The 26,330-nt window shown below is 60.0% G+C and carries 16 protein-coding genes; 9 read left to right on the forward strand and 7 right to left on the reverse strand.

Annotated elements, in window-relative coordinates; all coding sequences use genetic code 11:
• The first annotated feature begins 363 nt into the window (after positions 1-363).
• Genes JNN07_15295 through JNN07_15305 form a run of 3 tightly spaced genes read left to right on the forward strand, consistent with a single transcriptional unit; the run spans position 364 to position 3,175 of the window.
• Positions 364-1,083, forward strand: a complete 720-nt coding sequence (locus JNN07_15295) for a TetR/AcrR family transcriptional regulator (GenBank protein ID MBL9169104.1) — start codon at positions 364-366, stop codon at positions 1,081-1,083.
• Entirely contained in the window at positions 1,080-1,916 is an 837-nt protein-coding gene (locus tag JNN07_15300) for a sterol desaturase family protein (protein MBL9169105.1), read from the forward strand. The genes JNN07_15295 and JNN07_15300 overlap by 4 nt, the downstream gene beginning before the upstream one ends.
• Complete coding sequence (locus JNN07_15305; protein ID MBL9169106.1) at positions 1,913-3,175, forward strand: hypothetical protein; 1,263 nt, start codon at positions 1,913-1,915, stop codon at positions 3,173-3,175. The genes JNN07_15300 and JNN07_15305 overlap by 4 nt, the downstream gene beginning before the upstream one ends.
• Positions 3,176-3,413: 238 nt before the next feature.
• Here the strand turns inward: JNN07_15305 and JNN07_15310 are convergent, their stop codons facing one another.
• Positions 3,414-3,998, reverse strand: coding sequence for a DUF2585 family protein (locus JNN07_15310; protein ID MBL9169107.1), 585 nt, complete (start codon positions 3,996-3,998; stop codon positions 3,414-3,416).
• Positions 3,999-4,585: 587 nt separating this feature from the next.
• Between JNN07_15310 and JNN07_15315 the strand changes: the two genes are divergently transcribed.
• Positions 4,586-6,025, forward strand: coding sequence for an RNA-directed DNA polymerase (locus tag JNN07_15315; protein ID MBL9169108.1), 1,440 nt, complete (start codon positions 4,586-4,588; stop codon positions 6,023-6,025).
• Between the two features lie 344 nt (positions 6,026-6,369).
• Here the strand turns inward: JNN07_15315 and JNN07_15320 are convergent, their stop codons facing one another.
• Positions 6,370-7,014: a hypothetical protein gene (locus tag JNN07_15320; protein MBL9169109.1), complete on the reverse strand. Its 645-nt coding sequence runs from the start codon at positions 7,012-7,014 to the stop codon at positions 6,370-6,372.
• Between the two features lie 280 nt (positions 7,015-7,294).
• On the opposite strand from JNN07_15320, the gene JNN07_15325 reads away from it, so the two are divergent.
• Positions 7,295-8,827, forward strand: a complete 1,533-nt coding sequence (locus JNN07_15325) for a PQQ-binding-like beta-propeller repeat protein (protein MBL9169110.1) — start codon at positions 7,295-7,297, stop codon at positions 8,825-8,827.
• A 304-nt stretch (positions 8,828-9,131) separates the two neighbouring features.
• Entirely contained in the window at positions 9,132-13,787 is a 4,656-nt protein-coding gene (locus JNN07_15330) for an autotransporter-associated beta strand repeat-containing protein (GenBank protein MBL9169111.1), read from the forward strand.
• A gap of 94 nt (positions 13,788-13,881) precedes the next feature.
• Here the strand turns inward: JNN07_15330 and JNN07_15335 are convergent, their stop codons facing one another.
• The 5 genes from JNN07_15335 to JNN07_15355 all read right to left on the reverse strand — a co-directional run bounded on the left by JNN07_15335 (position 13,882) and on the right by JNN07_15355 (position 21,317).
• Complete coding sequence (locus tag JNN07_15335; protein ID MBL9169112.1) at positions 13,882-15,717, reverse strand: VCBS repeat-containing protein; 1,836 nt, start codon at positions 15,715-15,717, stop codon at positions 13,882-13,884.
• A 174-nt stretch (positions 15,718-15,891) separates the two neighbouring features.
• Entirely contained in the window at positions 15,892-16,920 is a 1,029-nt protein-coding gene (locus JNN07_15340) for a hypothetical protein (protein ID MBL9169113.1), read from the reverse strand.
• Positions 16,917-18,365: a beta-lactamase family protein gene (locus JNN07_15345; protein ID MBL9169114.1), complete on the reverse strand. Its 1,449-nt coding sequence runs from the start codon at positions 18,363-18,365 to the stop codon at positions 16,917-16,919. Before JNN07_15345 ends, JNN07_15340 begins: the two co-directional genes overlap by 4 nt.
• 36 nt (positions 18,366-18,401) lie before the next feature.
• Entirely contained in the window at positions 18,402-19,925 is a 1,524-nt protein-coding gene (locus JNN07_15350) for a hypothetical protein (GenBank protein ID MBL9169115.1), read from the reverse strand.
• A gap of 231 nt (positions 19,926-20,156) precedes the next feature.
• Positions 20,157-21,317, reverse strand: a complete 1,161-nt coding sequence (locus JNN07_15355; GenBank protein MBL9169116.1) for a hypothetical protein — start codon at positions 21,315-21,317, stop codon at positions 20,157-20,159.
• Between the two features lie 284 nt (positions 21,318-21,601).
• Here JNN07_15355 and JNN07_15360 point away from each other — a divergent pair, with 284 nt between their 5' ends.
• From JNN07_15360 to JNN07_15370, 3 genes are all read left to right on the forward strand, one after another.
• A complete protein-coding gene (locus JNN07_15360) occupies positions 21,602-22,558 on the forward strand; it encodes a sigma-70 family RNA polymerase sigma factor (GenBank protein ID MBL9169117.1) in 957 nt (318 codons plus the stop codon).
• A 219-nt stretch (positions 22,559-22,777) separates the two neighbouring features.
• Positions 22,778-24,313, forward strand: a complete 1,536-nt coding sequence (locus JNN07_15365) for a fasciclin domain-containing protein (GenBank protein ID MBL9169118.1) — start codon at positions 22,778-22,780, stop codon at positions 24,311-24,313.
• A 704-nt stretch (positions 24,314-25,017) separates the two neighbouring features.
• Positions 25,018-26,187, forward strand: coding sequence for an alpha/beta hydrolase fold domain-containing protein (locus tag JNN07_15370; protein MBL9169119.1), 1,170 nt, complete (start codon positions 25,018-25,020; stop codon positions 26,185-26,187).
• Positions 26,188-26,330 lie beyond the last annotated feature (143 nt).

Below are 26,330 nucleotides of genomic sequence, written 5' to 3' on the forward strand. Positions count from 1 at the left end.
GCCCGTTATGCAGCTTAATAAACTCCGTCACTGTTTGGGGACTCGATACGTCGAGGTGCTTAGTTGAGTTTTTCATGTAATACCGCTAGCACACCTCAAACAGTGACTTTGCTCAACTGCATGGATTGGGCTTCAGGCGGAAAAGGCGCAGGATTGCCCCCAGCGGCATAGGATTTAGCTCTTCCACAAGCATCAGGCCGCAGGAATCGTCTAGGTGGACGAATGAACTATAAACCTCATCGGATCGCTGTACGATCAATCACACACAAAAGATCAAGCCTCACCCGAAAATAATCACATCCGCGCTAGCCTGGGCACCACTTTAGTAGTTGACTGAATGGTTCATTCATTTATTAAAGAGGCGTGCCACGTTTAAAGGCCAACATTTCGGGCAAGCGATTGAAGGAACTGGCGGAAGCCGCGTTGGACGTCTTTTGTCGGCAGGGCTACGAGCGGTCCCAGGTCGCGGACGTCTCCAAAGCGATGGGTGTGGCCGCTGGCACGATCTACCTCTATGTCGAGGGCAAGGAAGCGCTCTTTGATCTCGTGATCCGTCACACCGCCGCTGAGGACCCAGAATGGCTGGAGGACCTGGAGATCCCAGTACCTACACCCGCACCCGGTTCCACTCTGGAGTTCCTGAAAGAGGTTCTCGGCCGCAAGGGGCAATGGCCTGTTCTGGAAAAGGCGTTACGATCTCCCTCTGCCGCACACATCCGAACAGAACTCGATCAGGTGCTGCGCGAGCAGTATCGCCTAATGACTCGGCATCGTGCCGGACTCGTCCTGCTCATGCGATCGGCACTCGAGTTCCCCGGCCTCGCGGATGTGTTCATTTTTGGACTTCGGAAACGTCTGCTCGAAGGGCTAGGCAAGTATCTCACCTCCCGAATCAGCGCCGGACAACTACGAGGCGTCGCGGACGTGACTGCCACTGTGGCAGTCCTCACTCAAACGATCGCCTGGGCGAATCTCCAAAGACCCTTTGACCCGGGTCTCGCTGGGTTCTCGGAGCAGGCCATCGAAGACGCCACGGTGGATCTCATCGTCAGCGGACTACTCACTTCCCCATTCCCCACATGAAAGTCCTCGACCTGCTCTTCGGAAATCAGCACTCCTTCCTGGAACGGTCCCTCTTTACCACCATCGAAGTCGGACTCCGGTATTTTCTTTTCGCGGGCATCGCCTGGCTGCTCGCCTATCGCCTATTCCGCAGCCAGTGGTTCCACCGCAAGATCATCGCCTCCTTTCCGCAGTCCTCCGACGTCCGCCGAGAGATCCGTTACTCGCTGTTCACACTGGTCATCTTTGGACTGATCGGCGCCAGCACCATCGCTGCCTCCAGGGCTGGATGGACCCAGATGTATTGGAAGATCTCTGATTATGGCCGAGGCTGGTTCTTCGGCAGCATCGTGTGCGCCATCTTCCTCCACGATGCCTATTTCTACTGGACGCATCGGCTGATGCATCACCGCAAGCTCTTTCCGATCTTCCATCGCGTCCACCATCTTTCCACCAATCCCTCACCCTGGGCCTCCTACTCCTTCGCGCCCGCGGAGGCGGTGGTGGAGGCCGGGATCTTTCCGCTGGTCGTGACCGTCATGCCGATTCATCCGGCCGCCTTTGGAATCGTCATGTTGTGGCAGATTCTCTTCAACGTCGCCGGCCACACTGGCTTTGAGTTCCACCCCAAATGGGTCTTCAATACCCCGCTCCGGCTCTTTATCAACACTCCCACTAACCACGTGATGCATCATGAAAAGATGCGGGGCAACTACGGCCTCTACTTTAACATCTGGGACCGCCTCATGGGAACCAACCACCCTGATTACGAATCCCGTTTCCGCGAGGTCACCTCGCGTCCAAAAGACAAAGCTCGAACCGAAATGCCCGCGGGCTCCCCAAACGAAGCATGAAACTGACTGGATTCATCCTTGCCATCGCCAGCGTCGTGGGTTTGTTGCCCACCGCCCGCGGAGCCGACTTTGCGCTGCGGAACGGCGACACCATGACTTTTCTGGGCGACAGCATCACGGCAGCCCGCGGCTACACCAAGATCGTGGAGCACTACACTCTGATGCGATTCCCCGATCGTCATGTGCGGTTTGTCAACGCAGGCCAGGGCGGCGACACCGCCCACGGGTGTCTGAAGCGCCTCAACCGAGACGTGTTCGCCACGGGCACCACGGTGCTCACGGTAGCGTTCGGCATCAACGATATCGGCTGGGGCACGAAGGCGGACGATGCGCACCGTCAGATGTACCTCGATGGCATCCGAGAGATCGTCACCCGCAGCCAAGCACGCGGCATACGAGTCTTCATCTGCTCTCCTGCCATTACCGCCGAAGCTCCGGACACCGCCGAGAAGGGTTATCTCCAAATCATGACTGACGACGGGATGGCGTTGGCCCGATCCCTGGGAGCTCAGACGATTGATCTCTCGCGGGGAATGCGGGAAATTCAACGTCGCGTGGTCTCCGCGAATGCCAGCGAGAAGGATCCGAAGAAGCAGACTCGACTGCATGTGGAGGACGGGGTCCACCTCAACGATCTCGGTCAATTGGCGATGGGCTACGCCATGCTCCGCGGACTAGGCGCTCCGGCCGAGGTGTCGTCGGTCACCATCGACGCGGGCGCGTTGCGCACCCTGGCGGCTGAGAACTGCACCGTCTCCGCCTTGAAGCGTCTCACCGACGGCCTCACCTTCCGCCGATTGGACCGCGGGCTACCGCTCAATCTAGGCATCTTCAGCGCCCTCAACCATCGGTGGATTCCGATTCCCGAGACCCTGAACGGCTACCGGCTGAAAGTGACCGGTCTGGCACCCGGCGATTATGAGGTCCGGGCCGAAGGTCGACTGCTGGGAAGTTACAGCGCCGAACGGCTTGCCCGTGGTGAGAACATCGCCTCCGCAACGTCCAACGGATGGGAGCCGGGAGGCCCCTGGGACGCGCAGTCCGACACCGTCAGGGAGTTCGTGGATGCGCGTGACAAAGCCTGGGGAGGCGCCCATTTCCGCCGTCAGTTCAACCGCGACAATCCGGCATCGCCCAAACTCGAGCGCCAGGCCCAGGCGGCGGATGACGCCCTGGTGGCACTCGCGCGCACTGCAGCGAAGCCCTACCCCTATCGCTTCGAGATCCGGAAGGTTCAGGCGAAGGCCGGCCAGCAGTAACCATGTAACGACGTCCGTCCCTGGACGTTCCCCACCCCCTGGGCCGAGACGGCCCACACTACAACTGTAGCGTCGTCCATGCTGGACGATTCCCCAGCCCCGAACGCAGCGGGCATCTCCCCTCATCCTTTCCCTCCTTTCACGCCTCATGGGCCGAGACGGCCCACACTACAATGCAGCGTCGTCCGTGTCGGACGATTCCCCAACCCCCAGCGCAGCGGGGTCCGGCGGTCTCTCACTAACGTCCTTGTGACTGCCAGGTCTTGATGGCCTCGATGGGTCGCACCAGCATGATCACATTCAAGGTGAGATTGTCCCTCACCCACACTAGACATCCGAGTTCCATCGCAAGGACCACCGCCAAACTGATGCGCGCAGAACATTTCAGTGCGAACAGGAATCCCAAGCCGGCAAAGAGGATATCGCAGCTCGAGTTCAACACACTATCGCCTACATAGCCCTGCGCTATGGTAGCCGCCCGGTAGCGGTCGATGATGAAAGGCGAATTCTCCAGCAGCTCCCAAGCCCCCTCCATCGCGACAGCCATCACAAACCGTTGAGACGTCGGCAGCCGACGGGCGACCAACCACAGGAATCCATAAAACAGTATCCCATGGATGAAATGAGAAAAACTATAGGCATCCGCGACCCGTTGAGAATTTGTGCTGCTCCAAATATCTCCATCCCACCAGCCAAACCGACCGTCTGGTCCGAACGGGGCACGCCCGGAGGCCAACTCAGCGACGGCCACCGCCGCAATGACGACGGTAAGGCCAATGGCTCCCATCCAGTATCCGCGACTCAAGGCCGTTCGTGCGCTCATGCGGAGGGGATCGTCGGCTATCCGCCGGAGAAAGCGAACTAGAAGTTGCCTGGGGTTCGGGTTCGGATGTGAAAGGATTCTCAGCTGTCTCTTCAAAAAGGCGGCCTCAACAAGTTGAGCAATGTGAGAGTTCATCACCTGGTCGGAACTCCGAACCTGAAAGGTTCGCAGAGATTAGCCGGGGGTGCTGGCACCCCCGGAACTCTTAAAAAATACGGAGCATCGCGCAGCGATGCCACCGGCGTTCAAGCTTGCCTCATGCGCTCTTCAACGAAGCGGATCCTCACGAGGAGAACGAACTGAGAGAGGAGTTAGAGTTGCCTAAGGGAAATCGTCCAGGGACGGACGACGCTACAGGGTGACGATAACGATTACGATTGCGATTACGATGGGACGGGAACACGAGAGCGCGATCACGCTCCCAACTCATCACTCATCACTCCCCCTGCCCCCCCTCACTTGCGAGTAAACCAAGTTGACTCGCTCAAGCGGAATGGCGCTTAATCTGGATCGTAGCGGGCGGTGCTCCAAGCTGATGAAGCGGACCTCGGTCGGCCTTCATCTCTCCGGGGTTACCCCGGGGGAACTTGTCAGTAGCTCGTTTCATCGCGAGAGCCACGCTGCGCTGGCGCGCAGATCCGCTCACGCACAACGGGACGCGTTGGAGCACTGTCCCGCTTTCTACTCTCATGGAGTTTGCCAATCAGGTGGCGCGACAGTTGGCGATTGCGATCCAACAGGGGAGGATCGAGGAGGAGGCGTTGGTGCAGCGAATCAGGGAACACTGTCTGGGACGGCAGCGGTGGTTGCGGTCCTTTGCCAGGCGATTCGTGGCTCATTTCGGGGAAGGTCGTCGCTGGCGTCGGCTTCGGATGGAACGGTTCATTCTCAAGGACGCGGGATTTCGCAGAGCGGTGGCCATGTCCCAGCTAAGCCTCCGGAGTGGGATCAACCCCGCACCCGGCATGTGCCCGGCAGCCGGTGCCCCAGAACATTGGAAGCTTCCCGAGTTGGCGACCACGGGTGACCTGGCTCGCTGGCTCAACCTCGAACCCGGCGAGTTGGCTTGGTTCTCAGATAGCCGAACTCAGGAGCAAACCCTACCCGAGGGACCACTTCGGCATTACCGCTACCATTGGGTCCTCAAGCGAGGAGGTTCAGCGCGCCTGCTGGAGTGTCCCAAACAGCGGCTCAAACTCTTCCAACGGCACGTGCTTTTCCAACTGCTGAATCGTATCCCCATTCACCCGGCGGCCCACGGGTTCCAAGCCGGACGATCCGTCCAAAGCTTCGCCCAGCCCCATGTGGGACGTGAGATCGTGATGCGATTGGATCTGCAGGACTTTTTCCCATCGGTCATGAAATCCCGTGTGTTGGCGATCTTCCTGACCGCTGGCTATCCCGAACCAGTCGCGGCAATGTTGGCGGGACTTTGCACCAATGCTTCGCCATTCGCAGTCCTAAGTTCCTGTCCCGCCACCGTTCACCCCACGCAACGGTGCCACTTGAAGGACCTCTACCGACGTCCCCATCTCCCTCAGGGGGCACCAACCTCCGCCGCTTTGGCGAACCTTGCCGCGTTTCGCTTAGACTTGCGGCTGCACGGGTTGGCGAAAGCTGCTGGGGCGGCTTACACCCGCTATGCCGATGATTTGGTGTTTTCTGGGGACAGTGCCTTTGCCCGGATGGTTGAGCGCTTTTACATTCAGGTCTGTGCCATCGCTCTGGAGGAAGGCTTTGCGGTGCAAACGCGAAAAACCCGAATGATGCGGCGGTCCGTTTCACAGCGGGCGGTCGGATTAGTGCTCAATGACCGGTTGAACACACCCCGCCGAGAGTTTGATTGTCTCAAGGCGATCCTGCACAACTGCGTGGTGCAGGGGGTCGCCGCGCAAAATCGTGCGGATCATCCCCGATTCAAGGAACACCTGGCGGGGCGCATCGCCTACATGGAGTCGATAAATCCTGGGCGGGGGATCCGGCTCCGACGTGACTTTGATCGGATCATCTGGCCGGACCCGACGTGAGCCGCGGTGACGGCTCTAATCCTAGAAAGGAGGATGGAAACCACGGATTGCTCGGATGACACGGATTAGGAAGGTTTTATAATATTCTTGAGCACGAGTTCGCACTCCTTCTCAGAGTGATCAGGGTCGTCCCTCCCGGTCTTTGCGGATCCGTGTCATCCGAGGAATCCGTGGTGAATCCATTCCGGGCTTAAGGCAATGTGGCCGCAAGAAACGAAACATGACGAAAGAGGTTCTGAACCCTGGAACTCACTCACCCTCTGTCCGTCCGTTTCTTTCGTCCCTTTTCGCTTTTTGCGGCTAATGTTGTTTCCGACGATTGAGTAGGAAGTCAACCAAACTCATCACGGCTTCAGCAGACCTCGAGCGTAGGTGGCGAGGCGTTGGCGATAGGTGGCGTCCAATCCTGAAGTGTTTGTTGGCTTATCGTTCTCATTCGCCATCCGCTCTAGGGCCATCCTGAGCTCTGAGCGGCCCATCTGCGTCTGAACTGTTTTCTTAGCCCAAGAGACCAAGGTAGACTCCATCCGATGACACACCACATCAGCAAGTGCCGCTCGCTCGAGTCGTTCCACGAAGGTTCCCACGGGAACCATCGACTCATCGGAAACGAGCCGCTTCTTGATAGCCTGGATCGTCCGCTCGACGACTTTGGCTTGGGCAGCGGTCAAGTCGGGCGCCTTCAGGGCTTTCAGAAAGCCCAGGGACCCGCCGTCCCCCTGTCGACTCAGTTCGTTCATGGATTGCTCCCAATCCGGATTGGTCGTTTGTGCGGCCAGGGTATGCATTCGCAGATAAGCCGTCGCCTGGACTGGAGCGTTCTTAGGAAAAGGTAGTCCGATGCTGGAGGCGGCGGAGGACTCTTCCTTAAGCTCGGCAACCGAGGCGTCGGCCGTTGGGGAAGCGCTGCTCCGATCCTCTGCCCATGCCGGGATAGCGACGAACAGATTTAGGGTCGACAACAACAAAACCATCGAGAATTTCTTCATTGGAGTTTTTGCGTTGGAGTTTACAGACGGTATGGAACGACCCGTCAGCGAAAAAATCGCATAGGCCGCCGAAGGAGTCCAGATCAGTGTAGGGTTTCGGTTGCGCGTGTGAGACAAAGCGGCGGAATTCCTTCGCGTGCTCCGCGTTGAGGTAGGGCTAGATTTGACCACGAACGGAGTTTCCCCCGATCCTGGTGGCGTCTCCCTAAGGTGACTCATCTAAGGGCCCGACTTTGCTCTGGTGAAAACCCACAGAAACGACTATGGATAGCCATGAACCATGAGACCCTGGCTGATCATCCCACTACTCGTGCTGCTTCACGCCAACACCTCGCTGCACGCTGCAACGAACGGTGATTCCTGGAACCAGTTTCGTGGATCCAACGGCTCGGGGGTAGCGGCCGCGTTCAAACCACCCCTGAAGCTCGAGGACCGCAGCCTGGTCTGGAAGCAACCGATCCCGCCCGGCCTCTCCTCCCCTGCCCTGGCTGGCAACCGGATCTTCCTCACGGCAGCGGAGGGGGATCAATTGGTCACCTTGGCCCTCGATGCCGTTTCGGGAAAACGAATCTGGACCCAACCCGCGCCGGCAATGCCCCAGGAGAAGGTCCATGAGGTGAACAGTCCCGCATCCCCGACGCCCTATGTCGATGGAGGACGCGTCCATGTCTATTTTGGAGCCTACGGCTTGCTGTGCTATGACCTCGACGGACGAGAACTATGGCGGCAGCCGATCCCAACGCCCAAGAGCCTCTATGGCACGGCAACCTCTCCTATCGGACATGGCGACCACCTCATACTGGTCGTGGACAATGAATCCAACCTGCCCGACAGCAAGTTGAGCCAGTCACGGATTCTCGCGTTTAAGAAATCCACCGGCCAGCTCGCCTGGGAGACACCCCGGCCTTTGCAGCGGAGCGGATGGTCCACGCCGACCATCTGGTCCCACGCCGACGGTGATGAGTTGGTGGTGTTGGGCAGCGGACGGCTCTGCGGTTACGATCCGGCAACCGGTGTGGAAAAATGGTTCGCCACTGGATTTTCGCGCGAGACCATCGCACAGCCCATTTCTGGCCGAGGACAGGTCTATGCGGCGGCGGCGATGCTCGGCGGCGTTGCCGATGAACAACCAGATCCGGAACCGTTCTGGAAAGCCATGCTGGGATTTGACGCCAATGGCGATGGCAAAGTCGGTCGCAACGAGATCACCAAGCACTTCACCTATCCCCTTCGGCCGGAGCTGCCGATCGGGCACCCGGGCTTTGGCTTTCCGGTGCCCGCGGAAGAGGCCAAACGCACCAAGCGGCAGAACGAAATTTTCGATGGAATGGACAAGGACAAGGATGGGCTGATCACCCGCGAGGAACTCATCGCCAACCTCTCCTTCAAACGCGGCAAACCGATGCTCATGGCCGTCCGACCCGGTGGCCGCGGCGACGTCACGGACACGCATGTCGCGTGGCAGCTCAACCGGAGCATCCCAGAGATTCCCTCTCCCGTCTTCTTTGAAGAGAGGATCTATATGGTTCGCAACGGTGGGATCCTCACCTGTGTCAATGCCCTCACTGGGAAAGTCGTGTATGACCAGCGTCTCGAAGCCGCGGGGCAATACAGCGCTTCCCCGGTCATCGCCAACGGCCACCTCTACCTGGTGTCCAATCGCGGTCAGGTGTCCGTCGTCAAAGCAGCCGACACCTTCGAACTTGTAAGCCAACATGCCCTGGGAGAGCCGGCTTTCGTCACCCCGGCTTTCGACGCGACCACGATCTACCTCCGCACCGCAACTCACCTCTGCGCCTTTCGCAGCCGGTAGCGCCACCCGAGGCCGGGTCAGGCTCGTTGCACCCACGCCTGCACAATCCTCGTGTCGGTGTCCGTCCGCAGCGGAGGACCGTCAAAATCGCCCATCCGTTGCCATGCGGCAAAACCGGCAGCCCTAAGGAGCCATTCCATCCCCGGTTTGTAAGTCCACCGAGAGTGGTTTTGGAGGGGTGCCTCGCGATCAGATTGCCGTGATCGTCGCTCATTTCAAAAACCTCACTAACGAGGGGTCGGAAATTCTTAAAGGAATAGAGATGCCGGAAGCAGTTCCAGCACCGGCTAACCTGAGTAATTATATGAAAAACCCGACGAAGACCCTACCTCTTTCCTACGCTGCGCTGCGTTCAGCGTTTCTTCAGGCGGCGCTGCTTGCTGTTCTCAGTGTCGGAGTGCCCGAGGCCGGTGCCGCCACCCGTATCTGGACCGGCGGTCACGCGAGCAGCGCCCATTGGAATCAGCGCAACAACTGGGGGGGATCAGGCGTGCCGACCCACGGGGACACGCTGGTGTTTCCGTCCGGTGCCGCTCGCTTGCTGAACACAAACAATATCCCCGGACTGCGACTACACGAGATTCAGTTCCTGGGCCTCGGCGGAGGATACAATCTTCGCGGATCTGGAATAAGCGTCACCAACGGCATTGCCGTAGCCGCCGATGCCGTCAACACCCTGAGCCTGGAATCCGTCACTTTCAGCGGTCCCCAGGCGCTGAGCGTGTCGACCGGCGGACAATTGACCGTGAACTCGGACCTGGTCCTCTCGAGCGCAACTCTCCATCTAGCAGCCGCGGGAGACATGAGCTTGCGGGGTGTTCTCAGCGGAAAAGGGGATGTGGTTAAGACGGGTGCCGGCTTGGTGACCTTCTTCGGCGAAAAGGATAACACTTATCGAGGCACGACCTTTGTCAACGGGGGCACCCTGGCCCTTTATCAGCGCGAAACCACCAGCCTGGTGCCGCTCACCATCATCAGCCGCGTCGCCATTCCGGGAAACCTCGTCGTTGGCGACGGCACCAACGCCGCCGTGGCGCGCCTCAACTTCGACGACCAGATCGCGGACGCCGCCACCGTCACCGTGCGCGATGGATCCTCCCTGAAGCTATTCGCCAACACCGACACCATCAGCGATCTAGTGCTGCAGGGGGGGGAAGTTTCGATGACGACTGGCCGGTTGGCCCTGGACGGTGACCTAACTAGCCGCGCATCGGCCTCCTCTGCCATCCTCGAAGGATTCCTTCTTCTGAACGCCGCCAGCACTTTCCATATCGAGGACGGTAAGGCGACTCAGGATCTGCAAATCCCGGCGCGCATCGGCAGTTCGGGAGGCTGGGGTTTTACCAAAACCGGACCAGGCACACTCCGGTTATCAGGAACCAATACCTACCATGGCGCCACGTTCATTAACGAGGGAGATGTGCGGGTGGCCACCGATGCTGCCTTCGGTCAACCATTCAACGGCACCACCATCGCATCAGGCGCCGAATTGATCATCGAGACCGCAGTTGAGACTCTGCCTGAACCCCTGACTATTGCGGGGGCGGGTGTGGGCGGATTCAGCGGTGCGATTCGCATCGGAAGCGGCGCCACCCTCTCGACTAACCTGACCCTCAGCGCCCCTGCGACAATCAACACCTTACTCGGCGGCAATCTCCAGTTGGAGGGAGTCATCAGCGGAACAGGTCCATTGACCAAGATCGGTCCTGGAACTCTCGAGATCGCTGGAAAAAGCGGCAACAGCTTCTCCGGGGCCTTGGCGGCGGTGGACGGGTTGACGCTGCTCAGCAAACTCGCGGGGACTGCGGTGCCGGGAGACCTCATCGTTGGGACCACGAACAGCACCGCTACGGTACGGCACACACGCAGCGCCAACTTGGGCGGCACGCTCAGGCTGCACGCCGGCTGCCTCTACGATCTCAACGGCTACAATGAATCCATCGATGGCCTGACCTTCGTCGGTGGCGGGTTGGTGGAAACTGGATCCGGGCAATTGACGGTCGACACCGATATCCAGGTGCTGGCGGTGGTGGATTCCCCCTCGGAAGCGAACCGCATCAAAGGCCGCCTGCGTCTCGGCAACGCGACGCAGGCCCACATTACGGTGCTCCCGGAGCTGAAACCGCCTTTCATCTACGGCGGGAATCTCTTTATCGAAGCCTCGGTCAGCGGCCCAGCATCGATCATCAAAGATGGTTACGGTTACCTGGGCCTCACGGGTTCGAATAGCTTCACCGGATCATTCACCCTGGCCCAGGGTAATGTCGGCCTGTCGGACAACCACGCGCTTGGCACGGCTGAAGGGGACACCATCGTCCAAGGCGACAGCACGCTCTTCTTGAATGGGGGACTCGGGATTTCCTCAGAGCGATTAGTGTTAAGCGCCACGAACGCCGTCCTAACGCTTTACAGCGGTCATCTCGTGAGTCTGGGTAGTAATTCTTGGTCAGGTCCGATGTTCCTCTCCAAAACCGCTTTGCTGAACGTGCCCACCAACGGGACGCTCAACGTCAGCGGAACCATCAACGGCCTCGCGGGGCTGACCAAGTTCGGCGCGGGTACCCTGATTTACTCCGGCACTCGGTCGAACACGTACCTCGGTGCCACGCGAGTGAATGAAGGGCGCATGATCCTGAATCGAACCGGATCCGATGACCTGTCCATTCCTGGTCCGCTGATCGTAGGTGACGGAATCGGCGGACCTGAGGCGGATGTGGTTGAGACCGGCGCAGTCAGGCCGCAGATCGACGATCACGCTCCGGTCTCCATCGGTTACTCGGGGTTACTCCGGATTCAAGGCATTGAGGAAATCGGTTCTCTAGCCGGATCCGGTCGGATCGCTCTGGAAGCCGATCGTTTAATCATCAGTGACTCAGGTGGAACATCCACTTTCGAAGGTATGATCCTCGGACCCGGGGAACTGGTGAAACAGGGTCCCGGAACCTTAGTTCTGAGCGGAGTTAGCACCTATACCGGCGATACCCTGATCTACGGGGGCACGGTCACCATTAACGGATCTCAACCAGGGAGCGATGTCTATGTGGCTCCCGCGGCAACGCTGCGGGGAAGCGGCTTCGTGGGCTCTCTTTCCGTCGACGGAACACTCGTGCCCGGTAATCCATTAGGGCGGCTGACGGCGCAAACCGTGAATTTTCTTCCGGGATCGACTTTGGTCGAACGGATCGAGGGGCCGCCTCAATCCGGAGCGTTCACACCTTACGGGAATAACTGGTTTGAGAGCCACGGCGCCCTGGATGTCACCGGGGCAGCGCTGGAGTTGTCCCTGGGTTTCCCACCTTCGGCGGGCCAGGAATTCTATATCGGAAGCAAACTGGGTGCCGTTCCAGCGACCGGAAACTTCAATGGAAGACCGGAAGGCGCGGTTGTGATGCTGAGCGGGATTCCCTTTCGGCTCAGCTACGAAGGAGGCAGCGGCAATGACATCACCCTCACCGTTGGGGATCTGCCACTTCGTCTCAAATCAGCGCTGATTGAGGCAGGCAATGGGAATGGCCGTATCGAGCCCAACGAATGTGACAACCTCGTTGTGACCATTGAGAACCCGACGGCAGCCAACGTCCAGGTCGTCGAGGCGCACCTGCAATCCCTCGACAACCGAATCCTGATCACTCAGGGCCAAGCGGATTTCGGGGTGGTTCCGGCAATGGGCAGCAACACCAACCGCGCCGTCTTCCAGATCCGCACCACGCCGGATCTTCCGTGCGGGGAAAACGCCGTGTTTCACTTGATTCTGGGGACCGTCGGCCATGGGAAGTTCGCCATTCCGATCCGCCTGCCGACCGGAACAGCCGGTCCCTACCAGGAATTTTCGAGTGCCGGCGGACCCATTGTCATTCCCGATGCTGGAGTTCTCAACTCGCTGCTCCCGGTGGCCCCCTCTTTCAAGGTGAGCCGCGTGCGTGTCTCGGTGCATGCGACGCATCCGTCCGTCGGCCAACTGCGTCTCAAGCTGATCTCTCCGCAAGGAGTGCAGGTGGTGCTGGCGTCAAACCAGGGAGGCGCGGGCAACAACTATGGTCAAAGCTGCGAGCGGCCCACTCGATTCGCAGACGGCGGATTGGTCAGCATCACCACGGCGGACGCCCCCTTCTCCGGCACCTTCGCGCCTGAGGGGCATCTCAACGAGTTGGTGGGCCTGGATTCCTTCGGGGCCTGGACGCTCCGCGTGGAGGACACCGTCGCGGGCGTCGTGGGGTCGCTGCAGTGTTGGAGCTTGGAACTGGCCCCGGCCGAATGCTCATCGGGTGGAGGGGGATGCGAGAGTTGTCACCTGGCCCTGGCGGGTTCCCTGGATAACTCGCGGGTCCTGCACGAGCGCATCCTGGGTGGTTATCCTTCAGGCTGTGGCGATACTCCATTTTGTTCCGGAACAACCTCGCTTTGGCATCCGCCCTTTCGTTACACGGCGCACCGCTTCACCAACGATGGCCCGGATGCCTGCGTTGCTGTCCTTCTCAGCGTGCCGTGCACCGATGCGGCCCGCGCGCTTCAAGGAACTGCCTATCTGGGTGAGTTCGACCCGGCCGCCCCGTGTGCGAACCTAGTCGGTTCGAGCGGTGACTCGATCGCAGCCGGCTCCGGCGGCTTCTCGTTCCAGGTTCCAGCCGGTGAACACTTCACGGTGGTCATCAATGAGAAGAACACCTATAAGGACTTCGAAGGCTGCGACACCTATACCCTGGAACTCTTCGGACTTCCCTGCCCAGATCAGAGACCGGTTCTGCACATCGCCAATGATGCCGGACCAGAACAGGTGCGGTTGCACTGGTCGACCGCATATCCGGGATTCAACCTTCAACGTCGCGCCGAGTTCGGCGGGCTGGTCATCGGGGGATTCACCAATCTAACCACCGCCCCGGTCGTGGTGGATGGCGAATACAACGTCACCAACCGGCAGGCGGGAACGGATGCCGGGTTCTTCCGACTGCGAAAACCCTGAGGCGGGGCCATCACAATTCGCCGTAGCAAGCCCCCCGGGCGGGAGAGCGGCAACCGGCCGCTGTCCCGCCTCGAGGGGAAAGAAGCCGCACAGGTCACGGTTTACGGAGCCGAAAGAAGCGCGAAGTCTGAGCGGCACTGATGAGCACTGGACTGATGGTCCCCATGGGTTCGGGCTGCCAGTTGGGAACGGATAACACCTCGCTGGACTCGAGCACATAGCCCGAGTCGGGAGCCGTCCAGGCAACGACCAGCTGATCGCCCTGACGTCGAATGCTCAGCTCAGGCAGCGTGGCAAACGCGAGTTCGGTGGAGAATGCGCCGCCGGTGAATGCCGAGTCCACGGCTTGCACGGTTGCATAATACTTCCCGGGAGGAAGCTGCAACTGCAGGTGATTGCGAGACCCGGCGTTCCCGGGGGCGGCGACACGTCGGAAACCCGTCACGCCGTCCGCATGGGAAACGAGCACATCGGAGGCACCCGGAAGGGTTCCGACACGCAAATTATAGCTGAGCCCTCCTGCGGGCGTGTGATCATCCATCGCCGGCAACCACTGAATGGTGGTGACGCCCGAGCTGGTCGAGGCGCGGAGTCCTGAAGGCGCAGAAGGGGGACCGTTTACGATGGGCTCAAGATTGCGCCACAGTTCAGCGAAATATTGATCCTGAGGTTCGCGATTGCCGTCGAACCCGGTGATCAAGAAGTCGATCCGGCCGTCGCGATCGGAATCGGCCCAAGCCACCGAAGGAACGCCCACTTGCGAGATATGGCTCGCGGGGTCCAAAGTAAAATTCCCACCTGTGTTCCGCCAAAGCTCGGTAGCCGCCTGATTCTCTCCTCCGCTGACAATGAAATCGAGCCAGCCGTCGTTGTCGTAATCCGCCCACTCGACCGTCCCACCGAAGTTCCCGCCAAAGCCGGGGATCGAGAGCCGTTCAAAACCACTGCCGGTATTTCTCCACACTTGCGTGATCTTGCCGGCGGCCGATTCGCCGGTGATGATGAAATCCGGTCGCCCGTCATTGTCGAAATCGCCCCAGGCCAGGTTCCCTCCGTAGGCGCGTGGAAGTCCGGGAATTTGCACTTGTGCAAAGCCGGTCCCCGTGTTGCGCCAGAGCTGTGTGACCGCCGCGTTGGCGGCACTCGGTCCGCTGGCCGCGAACATGCCGTTGGTCGTGCCCATGATAAGAAAATCCAACCAGCCGTCCCGGTCGTAGTCTGCCCAGGCGACGGAACTGCTTTCGAGCCCCACCCAACCCGGTGTGGAGACGCGCACGAAGCCGGTGCCGGTGTTGCGCCAAAGTTGCGTCAACCGGGGTCCATTGGCGAATGTTCGAGTCCCCGTGAGCAGAAAATCAAGTCGGCCATCATTGTCAAAATCCCCCCAAGCAACATCGCCCAGCCAGACTCCCAAAAGGCCTGAAACGGTAGTTTGAGCAAATCCGCTGCCGGTGTTGCGCCAGAGTTGAGCGACAGGCACACCATTGGCGTTCATGCCCGCTAGAAGAAAATCCAGGCGTCCATCGTTATTGTAATCTCCCCAGGCAACCGCGCCTTCACCCACTCCAGGCAGCCCAGCTACCGGAACCCGAACAAACCCACTTCCGGTATTCCGCCAGAGTTGAGTGAAAGATGAGCCCGTGACCAGAAAGTCGAGCTGATTGTCATTGTCGTAGTCAGCCCATGCCAGCGAGCCGGACGCCATGGATGCCATTCCTGGCAGATCGGGGATGGCAGCTTTCGTAAAGCTGGCGGCTAACAAGGGGTCAGCATTCAGGCACAGTGCCAGCGCTATCCCGGCGGCACCTACCATCCGTTCGCTCATCCCGTGACGCCGCGGGGAACTGCCTTCAAAGCACTGAACATCGGAGGCCGAGCGCGTGGCTAAATGGGGTTTCCTCCCGCCAGCTCTTAAACAGTCAGCATGCATGGTAAAATTAAGTGCAGTTTATAACAAAACGGCAGTATTGCGGCAAGAGCTGGATGGGTCGGTTGATTAGAATTCGCGGTCGATGCCTAATTTCCCTCCCGCAGTCCGCCAGCGGGGCGCGAAGGTCCGCTCCTGGTCGGATAGAACCCCGTATTCCGACCGCATCCACACCCGTCACGGTCCAACCCTGACACGGAAGAATTTCTGCCGTTGGGTCAACGTATTGGGAAGCTGGTAGCGAATCACCGAGCCGGTGCCCGGTTTTTGGGTGCCTGGCAGGTTTTCCCACGCAGGCGTTCCCAGGTCCTCGACCGATTCGAGGCTGTAGATCCTCCCCGGCTCGGAAACGAAGCTCAACTCTAATCCCGTGTCCGGCTGCAGCGATGCATCAACCCGCAACCCCTCCTCAGAGGGTTGCCGGAAGGCAAGTCTGAGGTTGTCGGCGTAGCCATCGTTATAGTTCCCCTGATAGCGCCTCAGTTCCAGGGTCAGCTCGACCTGGCGTGCCGAGGCCGGCATCGTGAAGGCTGTGGAATCGTAGAGCAGTCGAGTGCGATTTTGCCGTTGAACACCGGTGAAGCCTCCGACGCGGAAGGAGCCCAGCGCCGCGCCAGCCGGGTCCAAAAACGTGGCGGTGAGTGTGGCGGTGTCATCTTGAAATCCGTAGCCGCCAAACCACCCGGACAGTTCCATCTCCGGCCCGTCGCCGCTTGACGCAGGAGCACCGGACAAATCGATGCGGATGGTCGCTGTCGAGACCTCAGCCTGGTCACCGCCGGCGAAAAAATTCACGCCTGGATCGCCGGGGCCGGAACCATCCAGGACAGGGAAGCCTCCTTCCGTGTCCCAACGCACCACCTGAAGATTGCCTGTGAGCGTCCAGCCCGGCAAGGTGGCGACCGAATAGCCGCTCGCGCCCACCAGACCTTCCGCATCCCCGTGTGGAAGCAGATTCTCGCCCCCCGTGGGCCTGGGAACGGCGGGGGCAAGCGACCCGAAGCTTCCGGTCAAACTAAATTCTCCAGACGCCATCGGCTCTGACTCGAGCGGTCCCCCTTGCGGGACGATGGCAAAAGTCTCATCAGAGCTCCGGTTGCTGATCCAAGTGAAACGGGGGGATTCGATCGCGAAATCCTGCGCAGACGAGGTGAGGGCGTGGCCCATCCAGGCCAGTGCAGCGATCAAGAGAATCGATGTGTTCATAACCCGAGGACTACCGCGCCTTCCGGGGCATCCAGGCGAAGGCGCTTCTGGATCCTTCCTTTCCAGTCCTGTCGGCCCGCTCGAAGCCGCAGATAACTTCCATCGCTGACCCGATCGAGCGATGTTTGAAAGCCCTGATAACTCGAATGATAGCCGCCGAAGCCGGCGGTGCTGTTTTCGGCGCCCAGTGAAACCCAGAATCCATCCGATGTCTCACTGCCAGGCCAGGAGTATCCTCCCCCGTTCAGCAGGGTGTTGATGGCTTTGCCCAGCACGTCGGCAAAGTCGGGATCGCCGTGGTCGGTTCGATTCAAGGCCAGGTAGAACACGATTCCGTCGGACCTCTGCTGCAGCAGGGTGTTGCTGCCGTCCAGCCTGCCCGAGTGGGCGTTGTTCTGCATCGGGTTGGCGGGCGTGATGGGTTGGCCGATATTTCCGCTGTCATACCAGACATGGAACGCGTTTCCGAAACGGATCATGGCAGGGGCGGAGGCGATGGCTCCACCATGGGCGATCATGGCTTCGATAAAGAAACCTCCATACGGGGTGGGCACTGTTTCGATCGGATTCTCGTTATCGAAGACGCTTTGGGTGGTGTTGGCGGAAACATATCCAGGTTCGCGGGCATGGCGATCCGACGGCAGCGACCGGGCCAAGGCGAATTCCGTGGATGGAATCCAGCGGTCGGCGCTCATGATGCGACGATGCACCCAAGCGAAATAGCCGCCGTCGGCGAGGGTCTGAAGGATCTCCCCCAGCACCATGTAACCGTAATTGGAGTAGGCCTCCGTGCCGGCAGGCTCTGTGAGGTTGCTGACGGTGCCGGGAGTCCATTGCAGCGACTGGCCCAGCATGTAGCTCATCATTTCGCGGTTGGAAGGGGGACTCGGGAGGCCTAGCGCAGCCGCCACCGTTCGGGATTTGAACATCACGTCCCCAGGCGGATCCGTCAGACGGTCGAATCCGGCCTGGTGCAAAAGGAGGTGGCTCACTGTGATGTCCGCATGACGCGGATCCCCGAGGTCGGGCTTGGGAGTTATGTTCAGAAGGCCGTTCTTGGTGGTGATCAAGCCATCGAAGGCGCGGGCGTTGATGCCGTCGGCGCCCAATCCACCAACAGAGCTGAATTCACGTATCGCGGCGGCCGTGACGGGCTTGACTGCGCTGGCTGTTCGCATCATGGCGTTCTCCGGCAAGGGGATTCCCGGGTCCGCGCCCGCGGGGGGGCGGAGCCATCCAAAGGAGCGTAGGTACTGAATGTGGCCACCGCGGCTGATGCCCAGCACCCCCGCGGTGATGCCGTTCGTCCTCATGAAGCCGGACATGGTGGCATCGAAGATTTCCATCCCGGGAACCGGCCTCCCACTGACGGGAAGCGCAGCCTGCGCGTCAGCCTTCCAGGCTGCGGCGAAGGCCAGGAGTGCGATTACAATCGGCGATTTCATAGCAAGCTTCCTGAGCAGCATAGGCACCTAGAGCAGCTATTGGAGTGTCACCAACACCAGGACCATCCCTTTGCCTTCCTTCAGACGGCTCATGGCCTTGCCGAGAATGGCACCCTGTGCCCGCGTATGGTCCGCAACCCGCATCGCGTGGCCAGGCGTATCGCTGGTCGTCAGCAGATCTCCGGGCTCGATGGCTCCTGTAGTCGCATCGGCCCGGACATACACCCGCCCGGTGAGAGCCACATATTCGCCTTCATCCGCCACCCCTTCCTGCCGGAGGCTGATGCCGGGGTTAATCCCGTTGGCGCCGCTCACGATGCCCGCCACACGACGGTCGTAAGCCTGCGTGCTCATCTTTAATCTGCCGGTCTCCTGCTCATCGATGACCACCACCGATCCCTTCTCAATCTCCGACTCCTTCATCGGGAACGGTTCGGCCAAGTCTGCACCGCCACGTATTTCCAGGGTGCGCACCGAGGCGTCATGAACGATCAGGCTCATGGCCCGATTGAGGGCGGTGTTATAGGGCACAAAATTCTCGACTCCGGGATCCTGAGTGAGAACGGCGGCATTTCGCGGGGCGAACGGATCGGGCCTTAGGAAAAGCCGGGTGCCGGTGATGTCCCCGGCGGCGTAGACATCCCCGTTGGGCTGCACACCGAAGGCCACCGAGGGCGCTCCCGGTCTGGAAATGTAGAATTGGTCGCCGTTGTATTCACGAGACGTTCCGATATCCCACTGGCCTCGGGCATTTCGAAAAGACACCTTGGCCCAGGCATTCACCCCGCCTCCGGACTCGATCAGATGGGTCACCGAGTCGGGCTCATAAAGATGAAGCTTGGCGCGAGGTTCAATGCCCAAGCCGAGGCCGCCCCCAGGTGAGAGTTGGAACTCAATCCGATCGCTACCCAACCGATCGATATAGAACACATCACTGTTAAAACCTCGTGAGGTGCCGATGTCCCACTCGCCATTGAGGTTTTTGAATCCCACCTTGGTCCAGGCGTTGGTTCCACCACCGGTCTCGATTAACTGCGTGAGGGACTCGGGCTGATGGTAGAGATGTAGCAAGGCCTTGGGATCGGGAGTGCCAATTCCGACGCTGCCGTTAGGTACAGCGCGCACGAAACTGGCAGCCGCTACCCCGTCCAACTGAGCAGCACTCAGGCTGTGAATGGCGTAGGGAACCAGTCTGACTTCCTGCCTCGGCGACAGCACTCGCAGCGGCGTGCCGGCACCGGCTTGGCTCACGCTGATCTCCAAATAGCGTAGAGATCCATCAAACGCGCTCGCGCCGAAGTCCAGGGTCACAGTAAAGGCGCCGTCGTTAACAGATACGGAAGAGTCCGTGATCGTACCCCCCTTCTGAACACCGAAGCCCAACTCGGGCACATCGAACAGCTTGAACTCCATCGCGTAGGTCCCCGTGGCCGGGGCTCCATTCTCCGTGAGGCGACCCTGATAAGCCAGCGGTGCCGGTTGAGCGCCGGTGTTGTTTCCTGAACCAAGCAAGGCCACGGCAATCGCGACGATCAAATTCGACCAGATGAGTCTCTTCATAAGCGTTGTGGAACCGTTCACCCCCCTCGTGGAGTGGCAGGCTCCAACATGTTATTCAGCATCGGCGCCGAGACATTACAAAAGGAGCGGCAGGAAACCGCTCTGCGCGGCTAAGCTCCCAACTTACCGCAGAAGTCATTGAGATACAGCATGAAGAGACGAAGAGCGCGCACCCAGAAAATCGTCAGTTTGACGGGAGCCCTGCCCCAAACTTGCCGGAGCCTTCTCCGTCTACTCCGGGACGGGGCCTATCCACCGCTCCGGCCGCAGCAACAATGACGTTAACAGGAAGCGGCGGGCGTCATCATAGGGAGCCGCGAAGGTGCAAACCCAGGCCTCTGTGAAGGCCGGGCGACGCGTGATCTTTAAGGCGGTCGAGCCTTGGGCGGAGGGTGCCATTTCGATGGAAAGCGGCAGTTCAAGCTCCGGCACGCTTGCTTCCAACTCGCGCCATTCTTGGGCGGAGATCGAACCAGGCTCGATTCCCGGCCGAAGCCTGACACTATGTGCCAAAAGCTCGGCCATCCGAGGTGGCAACTTCGAGAGTGCCACCGCGATCATCTCGACCGACGTCTCAAACCGGGTTTCCGGAAAATCAAGGGATCCGCCTTCGGGCCAGAAGACTTCGACCTGGATTCCCGACATGACTCCCGACGGAGGCACAGGATGCGCCAAGGGAGGTTCATTGGCCGGTGGAAAAGCGTAGTATTCGTGTTCCCTCCAAACGGTAGGGCCATTCACCTGCCGCAGAACGATGGTTCTCCCTCCCGGCCAGCCTTGCGGGATGGTTTGCCGCCAACCATCCCAGTGATGTTTCGAGGTCGATTCAAAGAGCCGAACCACCGGCACTTCCACGGGGGAGAACTGCAGATCCACCGTTCGAAGCGTAGGCCAGAGGGGGAGTGATCCGCGCAAGGGTTGAGCCGCGAGTCCGCTAGGCCGAGCCTCGCCGCGAAGGGATGACACGCTACACTGCAGTCCGAAGCCAGCATCCAAGATCGGCGTCTCTGTAGACCACCGCTCGAACTCTAGGTGACCGAGGCGGCCAGCCACCACCCGGACACTTTGCAACTGGTAGGCGCCATACTTGGCGTCGGGACAGCGGAGGGACACGGCAAAGGTCAGATTGGATCCGCTGGCCACCAGACTCTGTCGGACTGAACGGAACTCTTCTCGTTGCACCCGAATGAGTTCCCTGGATCCACTGCCCATCCAACCCCGCCAGAGATTCAGGGAGCGGGTCTTCTTGACGTCGCGCTCGCGATAGGGCCGATAAACAGCTTCGACGCCAGACGCCTCTCCCGCCCCTGCGGCTTCCCGCAGCGTGAATTGGACGTCGCCCGGTGGGATCGGCTGAGCCAGCGAATGAAGACTGGGGTCGGCGGCAGACATCGGTGCGGTTAAAGTTAAGCAAGCGGCGAGGATTCCCCAAAACAATGAAAAGCATGGCGCCCCCGCCATCCCCACCGGTCTTAAGCCCAGATCCGTCGCCATGCTAAAACACAGACTCTAAATTCGGGCTCCGCGATTGACCAGTGCGGTTTTCCTGGTTGATTGTCCCGCGCGTCCCCCTTGACTTCCCAACATCTCTTGACAATTTGAACGTCAATCATCGGAAACTGTTTTTTTGTCCGGATTGAAACTGGGCGGGTGCTACTTCGTGGAACATTTGTGCTATGAACACGATCTCGAACGACCGCGAATTGATTGGGCGATATGTGGGGGGGCAATCGGAGGACGCTTTCAAAGAGCTCTTCCGCAAGCACTTTTCGCTGGTATATGGGTCGGCGCGACGGATCACGCGCGATCCCGATCTGGCCTGTGATGTTGCTCAGTGTGTGTTCCACCAGTTTGCTCGGAAAGCGGGCTCGCTGGCTCCCGATGTCCACTTGGGGGGATGGCTGTACAGAGCCTCCGTCTTTGAAGCCAGCAAACTGGTTCGTTCGGAGTGCCGTCGGAGGAGCCGGGAGATGGAAGCCGGTATTCTGACTGAGGGGCAATCCCGTACCGACCTCGTTTCCGAAGACGGGGTCTCCTTGGAAGAGCAGCTGGACCAAGCTCTGGGTCGGTTGGGAGCCGATGACCGGAAGTTGGTCCTGCTTCGCTTTTGGCATCGGATGACCGCTCGCCAGATCGCAAAAATCCTAGGGCTGACCGAGGCAGCCGCCCAGAAGAGGCTCACCCGTGCCTTGGACAAGCTTCGCAGCCAAGTGCAGCTGAACGGTCTCGTTCCCGATATCGCCATAGTCACCGGGTTGCTCCAAGCGATGTTAAGCCAGACGGCCCCCTCCACCCAAGCAGCCAAGGTTTCCTACCTGATGGACGCCCTGCTGCATGGAAGAAGGGCAGCTTGGACGACTCGATTCGAGTCTTTCCTATACCAGGTGTTGCATGCTCACCGGCCGGCTGTCACGAGCGCATTGGTGGCTTTGAACATCGTCCTGTGGGCAGGCATCTACCAACCGGCCCAAGACGCATGGAGCCACCGAGGCGACTCAGGATCCACGCTCACGCTCGTCAACGGATGGCGAAATCTCAGCATGGGTTTCGGGCTCCTGGTTGACTCATCCTTTACCACTCTCGGCATCTATCCCCCCAACACGCCACGTTCGGGCACTGGATTCTGCCTCTGAGCAGCCCGCTACTTTCGCCTCCATTCCTCACGTTCGGCTAAGGCAAGCCTGGAGCCGTTGTGGGCTCGAGCCTCGCCCCACCTTAAATCAAGGCTACTAGCCTGTCGGACTTATCCCCCACACCGGTGTCCGTTTTTAACGTCGGTGGGTGCTATAGACTGAAAATCGACAGTCAACACTCAACTATCAAACTCCGGACCCACAACGGAACCAAGAACCATGAAGACAATTCAACGAACTCCATTCTTCCACCGCTTCAGGGGTGAGCTCGTAGCGGCCAGTTTACTCCTGATGGTTTTCTCACAGCCTCGTCACTCCCACGCTGCCGACCTTCTTGAGGTGGCGGGGGGCGATGGCCGATTCACCACTCTCGTTAGCGCAGTCCAGATTGCCGGGCTCACCGAGACGCTCAAGGCCGACACCCAGGCCGGACTCACCGTCTTTGCGCCCACCGATGCTGCGTTCGCCAAACTGCCGCCAGCCACGCTCGCCGGGTTGGTGGCAAATCCCAGCCGGTTGCGCACGGTGCTCCTCTACCATGTCGTGCCAGGACGCGTGCGCAGCGGCGATCTCCAGGCGGGCAAAATCATCACCGCTCAGGGGGCAGCCGCCACCGTGACGCTCTCACCAGCACCGAAGATCAATGACGCCGGGATTATCATCACAGACAATGAGGCCTCCAACGGCATCGTCCACGTCATCGACTCGGTGATCCTGCCTCCGCCCAGCCTGGGCGAGATTGCCGGCTCGAGCCCAGACTTCACGACTTTGGCCGCAGCCGTTGAAGCTGCCGGGCTCAGTCGCCTGATAGTGTCGGACCGCGAGACAACGGTTTTCGCGCCGAACAATGCAGCCTTCGCCAAGCTTCCCCCCGGGACGCTGCCAGCGCTGCTCGCGGACACCAACCGGCTGAAGACGATCCTGCTCTATCATCTCGTGAGAGGCAGGGTACGCGCAGCCGACCTGAAGCCCGGTGGTCTGCCTACCCTTCAAGGGGCCGCCGTGAGAGTCAGCACGACGGGTGGAGTGAAGATCGATCAGGCTACTGTGGTCGCGGCGGACGTGGAGGCTTCGAATGGGATCATCCACGTGGTCGACTCAGTCCTCCTGCCGCCTCCGGGAATCGTCGAGCTAGCGCTCGGAAACCCAGACTTCAGCACACTGGTAACGGCCGTCCAGGCGGCCGGGCTCGTGGAGACGTTGCAGGCGGCGGGACCCTACACCCTGTTTGCACCCAACAATGCCGCCTTCGCCAAACTTCCTCCTGGGACCATCGAGGCGCTTCTCGCCAATCCGCTCCGGCTGCGCCACGTCCTCCTCTATCACATCAATCATGGACCACGACTCCGTTCCACAGACCTCAAGGATGGCCAGGTTCTGACGCTGCAGGGAGCACCTGCAAAGATCGACGTCAGTGACGCCGGCGTGAAGATCAACCAAGCCTCGGTCATTGCCGCCGATATTGAAGCGCTGAACGGCGTCATCCACGTGATTGATCAAGTAATTCTGCCTGGCGACGGCTTCAGCGGGATCTCAGTCTCCGCCGTGGTGAAAAATGGCCAAGCGACCGTGGTCTGGCCGCAGGTCATCGGCGCCGATTTCAAATTGGAAAGCTCCCCAACACTGGCAGGGCCCTGGTCTCCGGTGGCATCTGATGTGATCACGGCCGATGGGATTCAGAAGACCGAGATTCGCATCACGACTCCGCAACAGTTCTTCCGAATTCGTTCCGAGATTCCCATTCTCGGGGAATAGGCGAATTCGTCCGCTGACAGACTGTTGGAAGGGAGATTGGGCCCACTAACCGTCCGACTGGGTTTCACCACCCCGACTCAGAGTCGGGGTGGTTCCAGCCTGACGAGGGCCAGGGAGGCTTGTAGCCAATCGATAGCCCCGGCGGGCACTTTGCGGAGTGATGCTCTGTCCCCTTGCTATGAACCGATCGCTCGCTTCGGTGTCCAGAGCGGCGCAACCTAACGCGATGGAACCAGGCGCTATGGAGTGCGGAGACATGTCTCCGCTTTTCCTGCACGTGGCGGAATGGCTGCAGGTGTCCCTACTCTAAACGACTGCGTTGGAGGGGCTGAGCCGGGATCCCCCTCCGGGGGGGCTGAAAAGCTGTAGAGGGCTACAGCACTCCATGATCACAGCGACTCCTCCAATCCGGTCCTAGAGTTTCCCCACCTCTCAACAGCCGTCCCATCTTGTCGGCGGTGGCTGCTGCTAGCTCGGAAAGAGCACCTCGGCAGTGTCATAGGTCTCAAGGCGCGGACAGCGAGCGACGAAACTAGCTACTTTTCCAGCGACTCAGGGCGGGGATTGGGCCAAACTCAAATCATGAGCGTTTTTACGAGAAGGCTGACCGAAGCGCGACCTTGAATGCTCGAGCCGCCTGCAGTTCGGGGAATCCGCCATCTTGGAAGATGACACGTGTCCGACAAACACCATCGTAGACCGACATGAACTTGAAACTCTGCCTAGCCTTCTTCTCCGCCCTGGCCGTTTCCGTGACACCGCATCGCGCCAGTGGCGCCCAGCAGGAGACGTCCACCCCCCCAAGCTCCTTCACTCCCCTTGGCATTCCCAAGCCGGGCCCAACCCATGACGGTCCCTACGCGCCACAGCCCATCCTGCCCGGCGGCACTGTGGTGCCGCTGTACTCTCCCGGATCCCCGTGGCTGAACTCCGACCGCGTCCGCGAAGCTGAGTATTACAATCTCAGCAAGTCGGTTCCGGGCCGCATCAGCTGGATCACCAACATCCACAACCCCTCCATCGAGGTTCACACGGTGGAAGGTGGGATCAACACAGGTGCTGCCATTATCCTGGCGGCAGGAGGCGGTCACCGCACGCTGAATGTCGGATCCGAAAGCGCCGACTTCGTTCCTTACTTTTTCAACTACGGGGTGAACACGGTCATCCTGCGCAATCGCCTTCGCGCCGACGGATATAAGGCCGAGGTGGATGCCGTGCGCGATGCGCTTCAAGCGATCCGCTTGGTTCGCGCCCATGCCAAAACATGGAATATCGACCCCCAGAAGATCGGCATCATGGGCTTTTCCGCCGGCGCCGAACTCGCCGCGCCGGCCGCGGTGTTCTTTGAAGAGTTCGACCGGACAAACAATCTCGCCAGCGACCCGCTGGCCGGCGTCTCCTCGCGACCTGATTTTGTGGGAATTATCTATCCGGGGCCGACACCCTTTGCTCGCGGCCAAAACCCTCCCATTCCAAGGAACACTCCACCGGCCTTCATCACCTGCGCCGGCGCCGGGGATCGGATCCATGCCCTGTGGGCGACGGAGTATTACTCAGCGATGTTAAATGCGGGCATTCCCAACGTGGAAATGCATCTCTACGGCCACGGCCGGCATCCCGGTGATCCCATGCCCGACGGCAGCCGTATGGCAGCGGGATTGGCCGACAGAAATGGCATTCCCTTTGGGACCTGGCAGAATCGTTACATCGATTGGTTCCGAGATCTCGGATTCCTCCAAAAGCCGGGCGTCGACACCAAGGCGTCCAAGGATATTGCACTCTTTATCACGCAGCCGCCTCCGCGCCCCTTTGGCTCACGTCCCCCTCAGGGAGCGCCACCGACTAACTCCCCGTCGGGCGCCCGAACGCCCTGACCGTCCAAAGTCTCATTCTCTCGGTCGTGCTCGCCTCGGCTCTTCTCCGCAGGAAAAATATCTAGCAGCCTGTCGCGACATTTCCGAAGTGATAACTCAGCACAATCGGGGTCCACTGCCGGACTCACGTCAGGTGGGGACCA

The sequence above is a fragment of the Verrucomicrobiales bacterium genome, assembly GCA_016793885.1.
Classification (GTDB): Bacteria; Verrucomicrobiota; Verrucomicrobiia; order Limisphaerales; family UBA11320; genus UBA11320.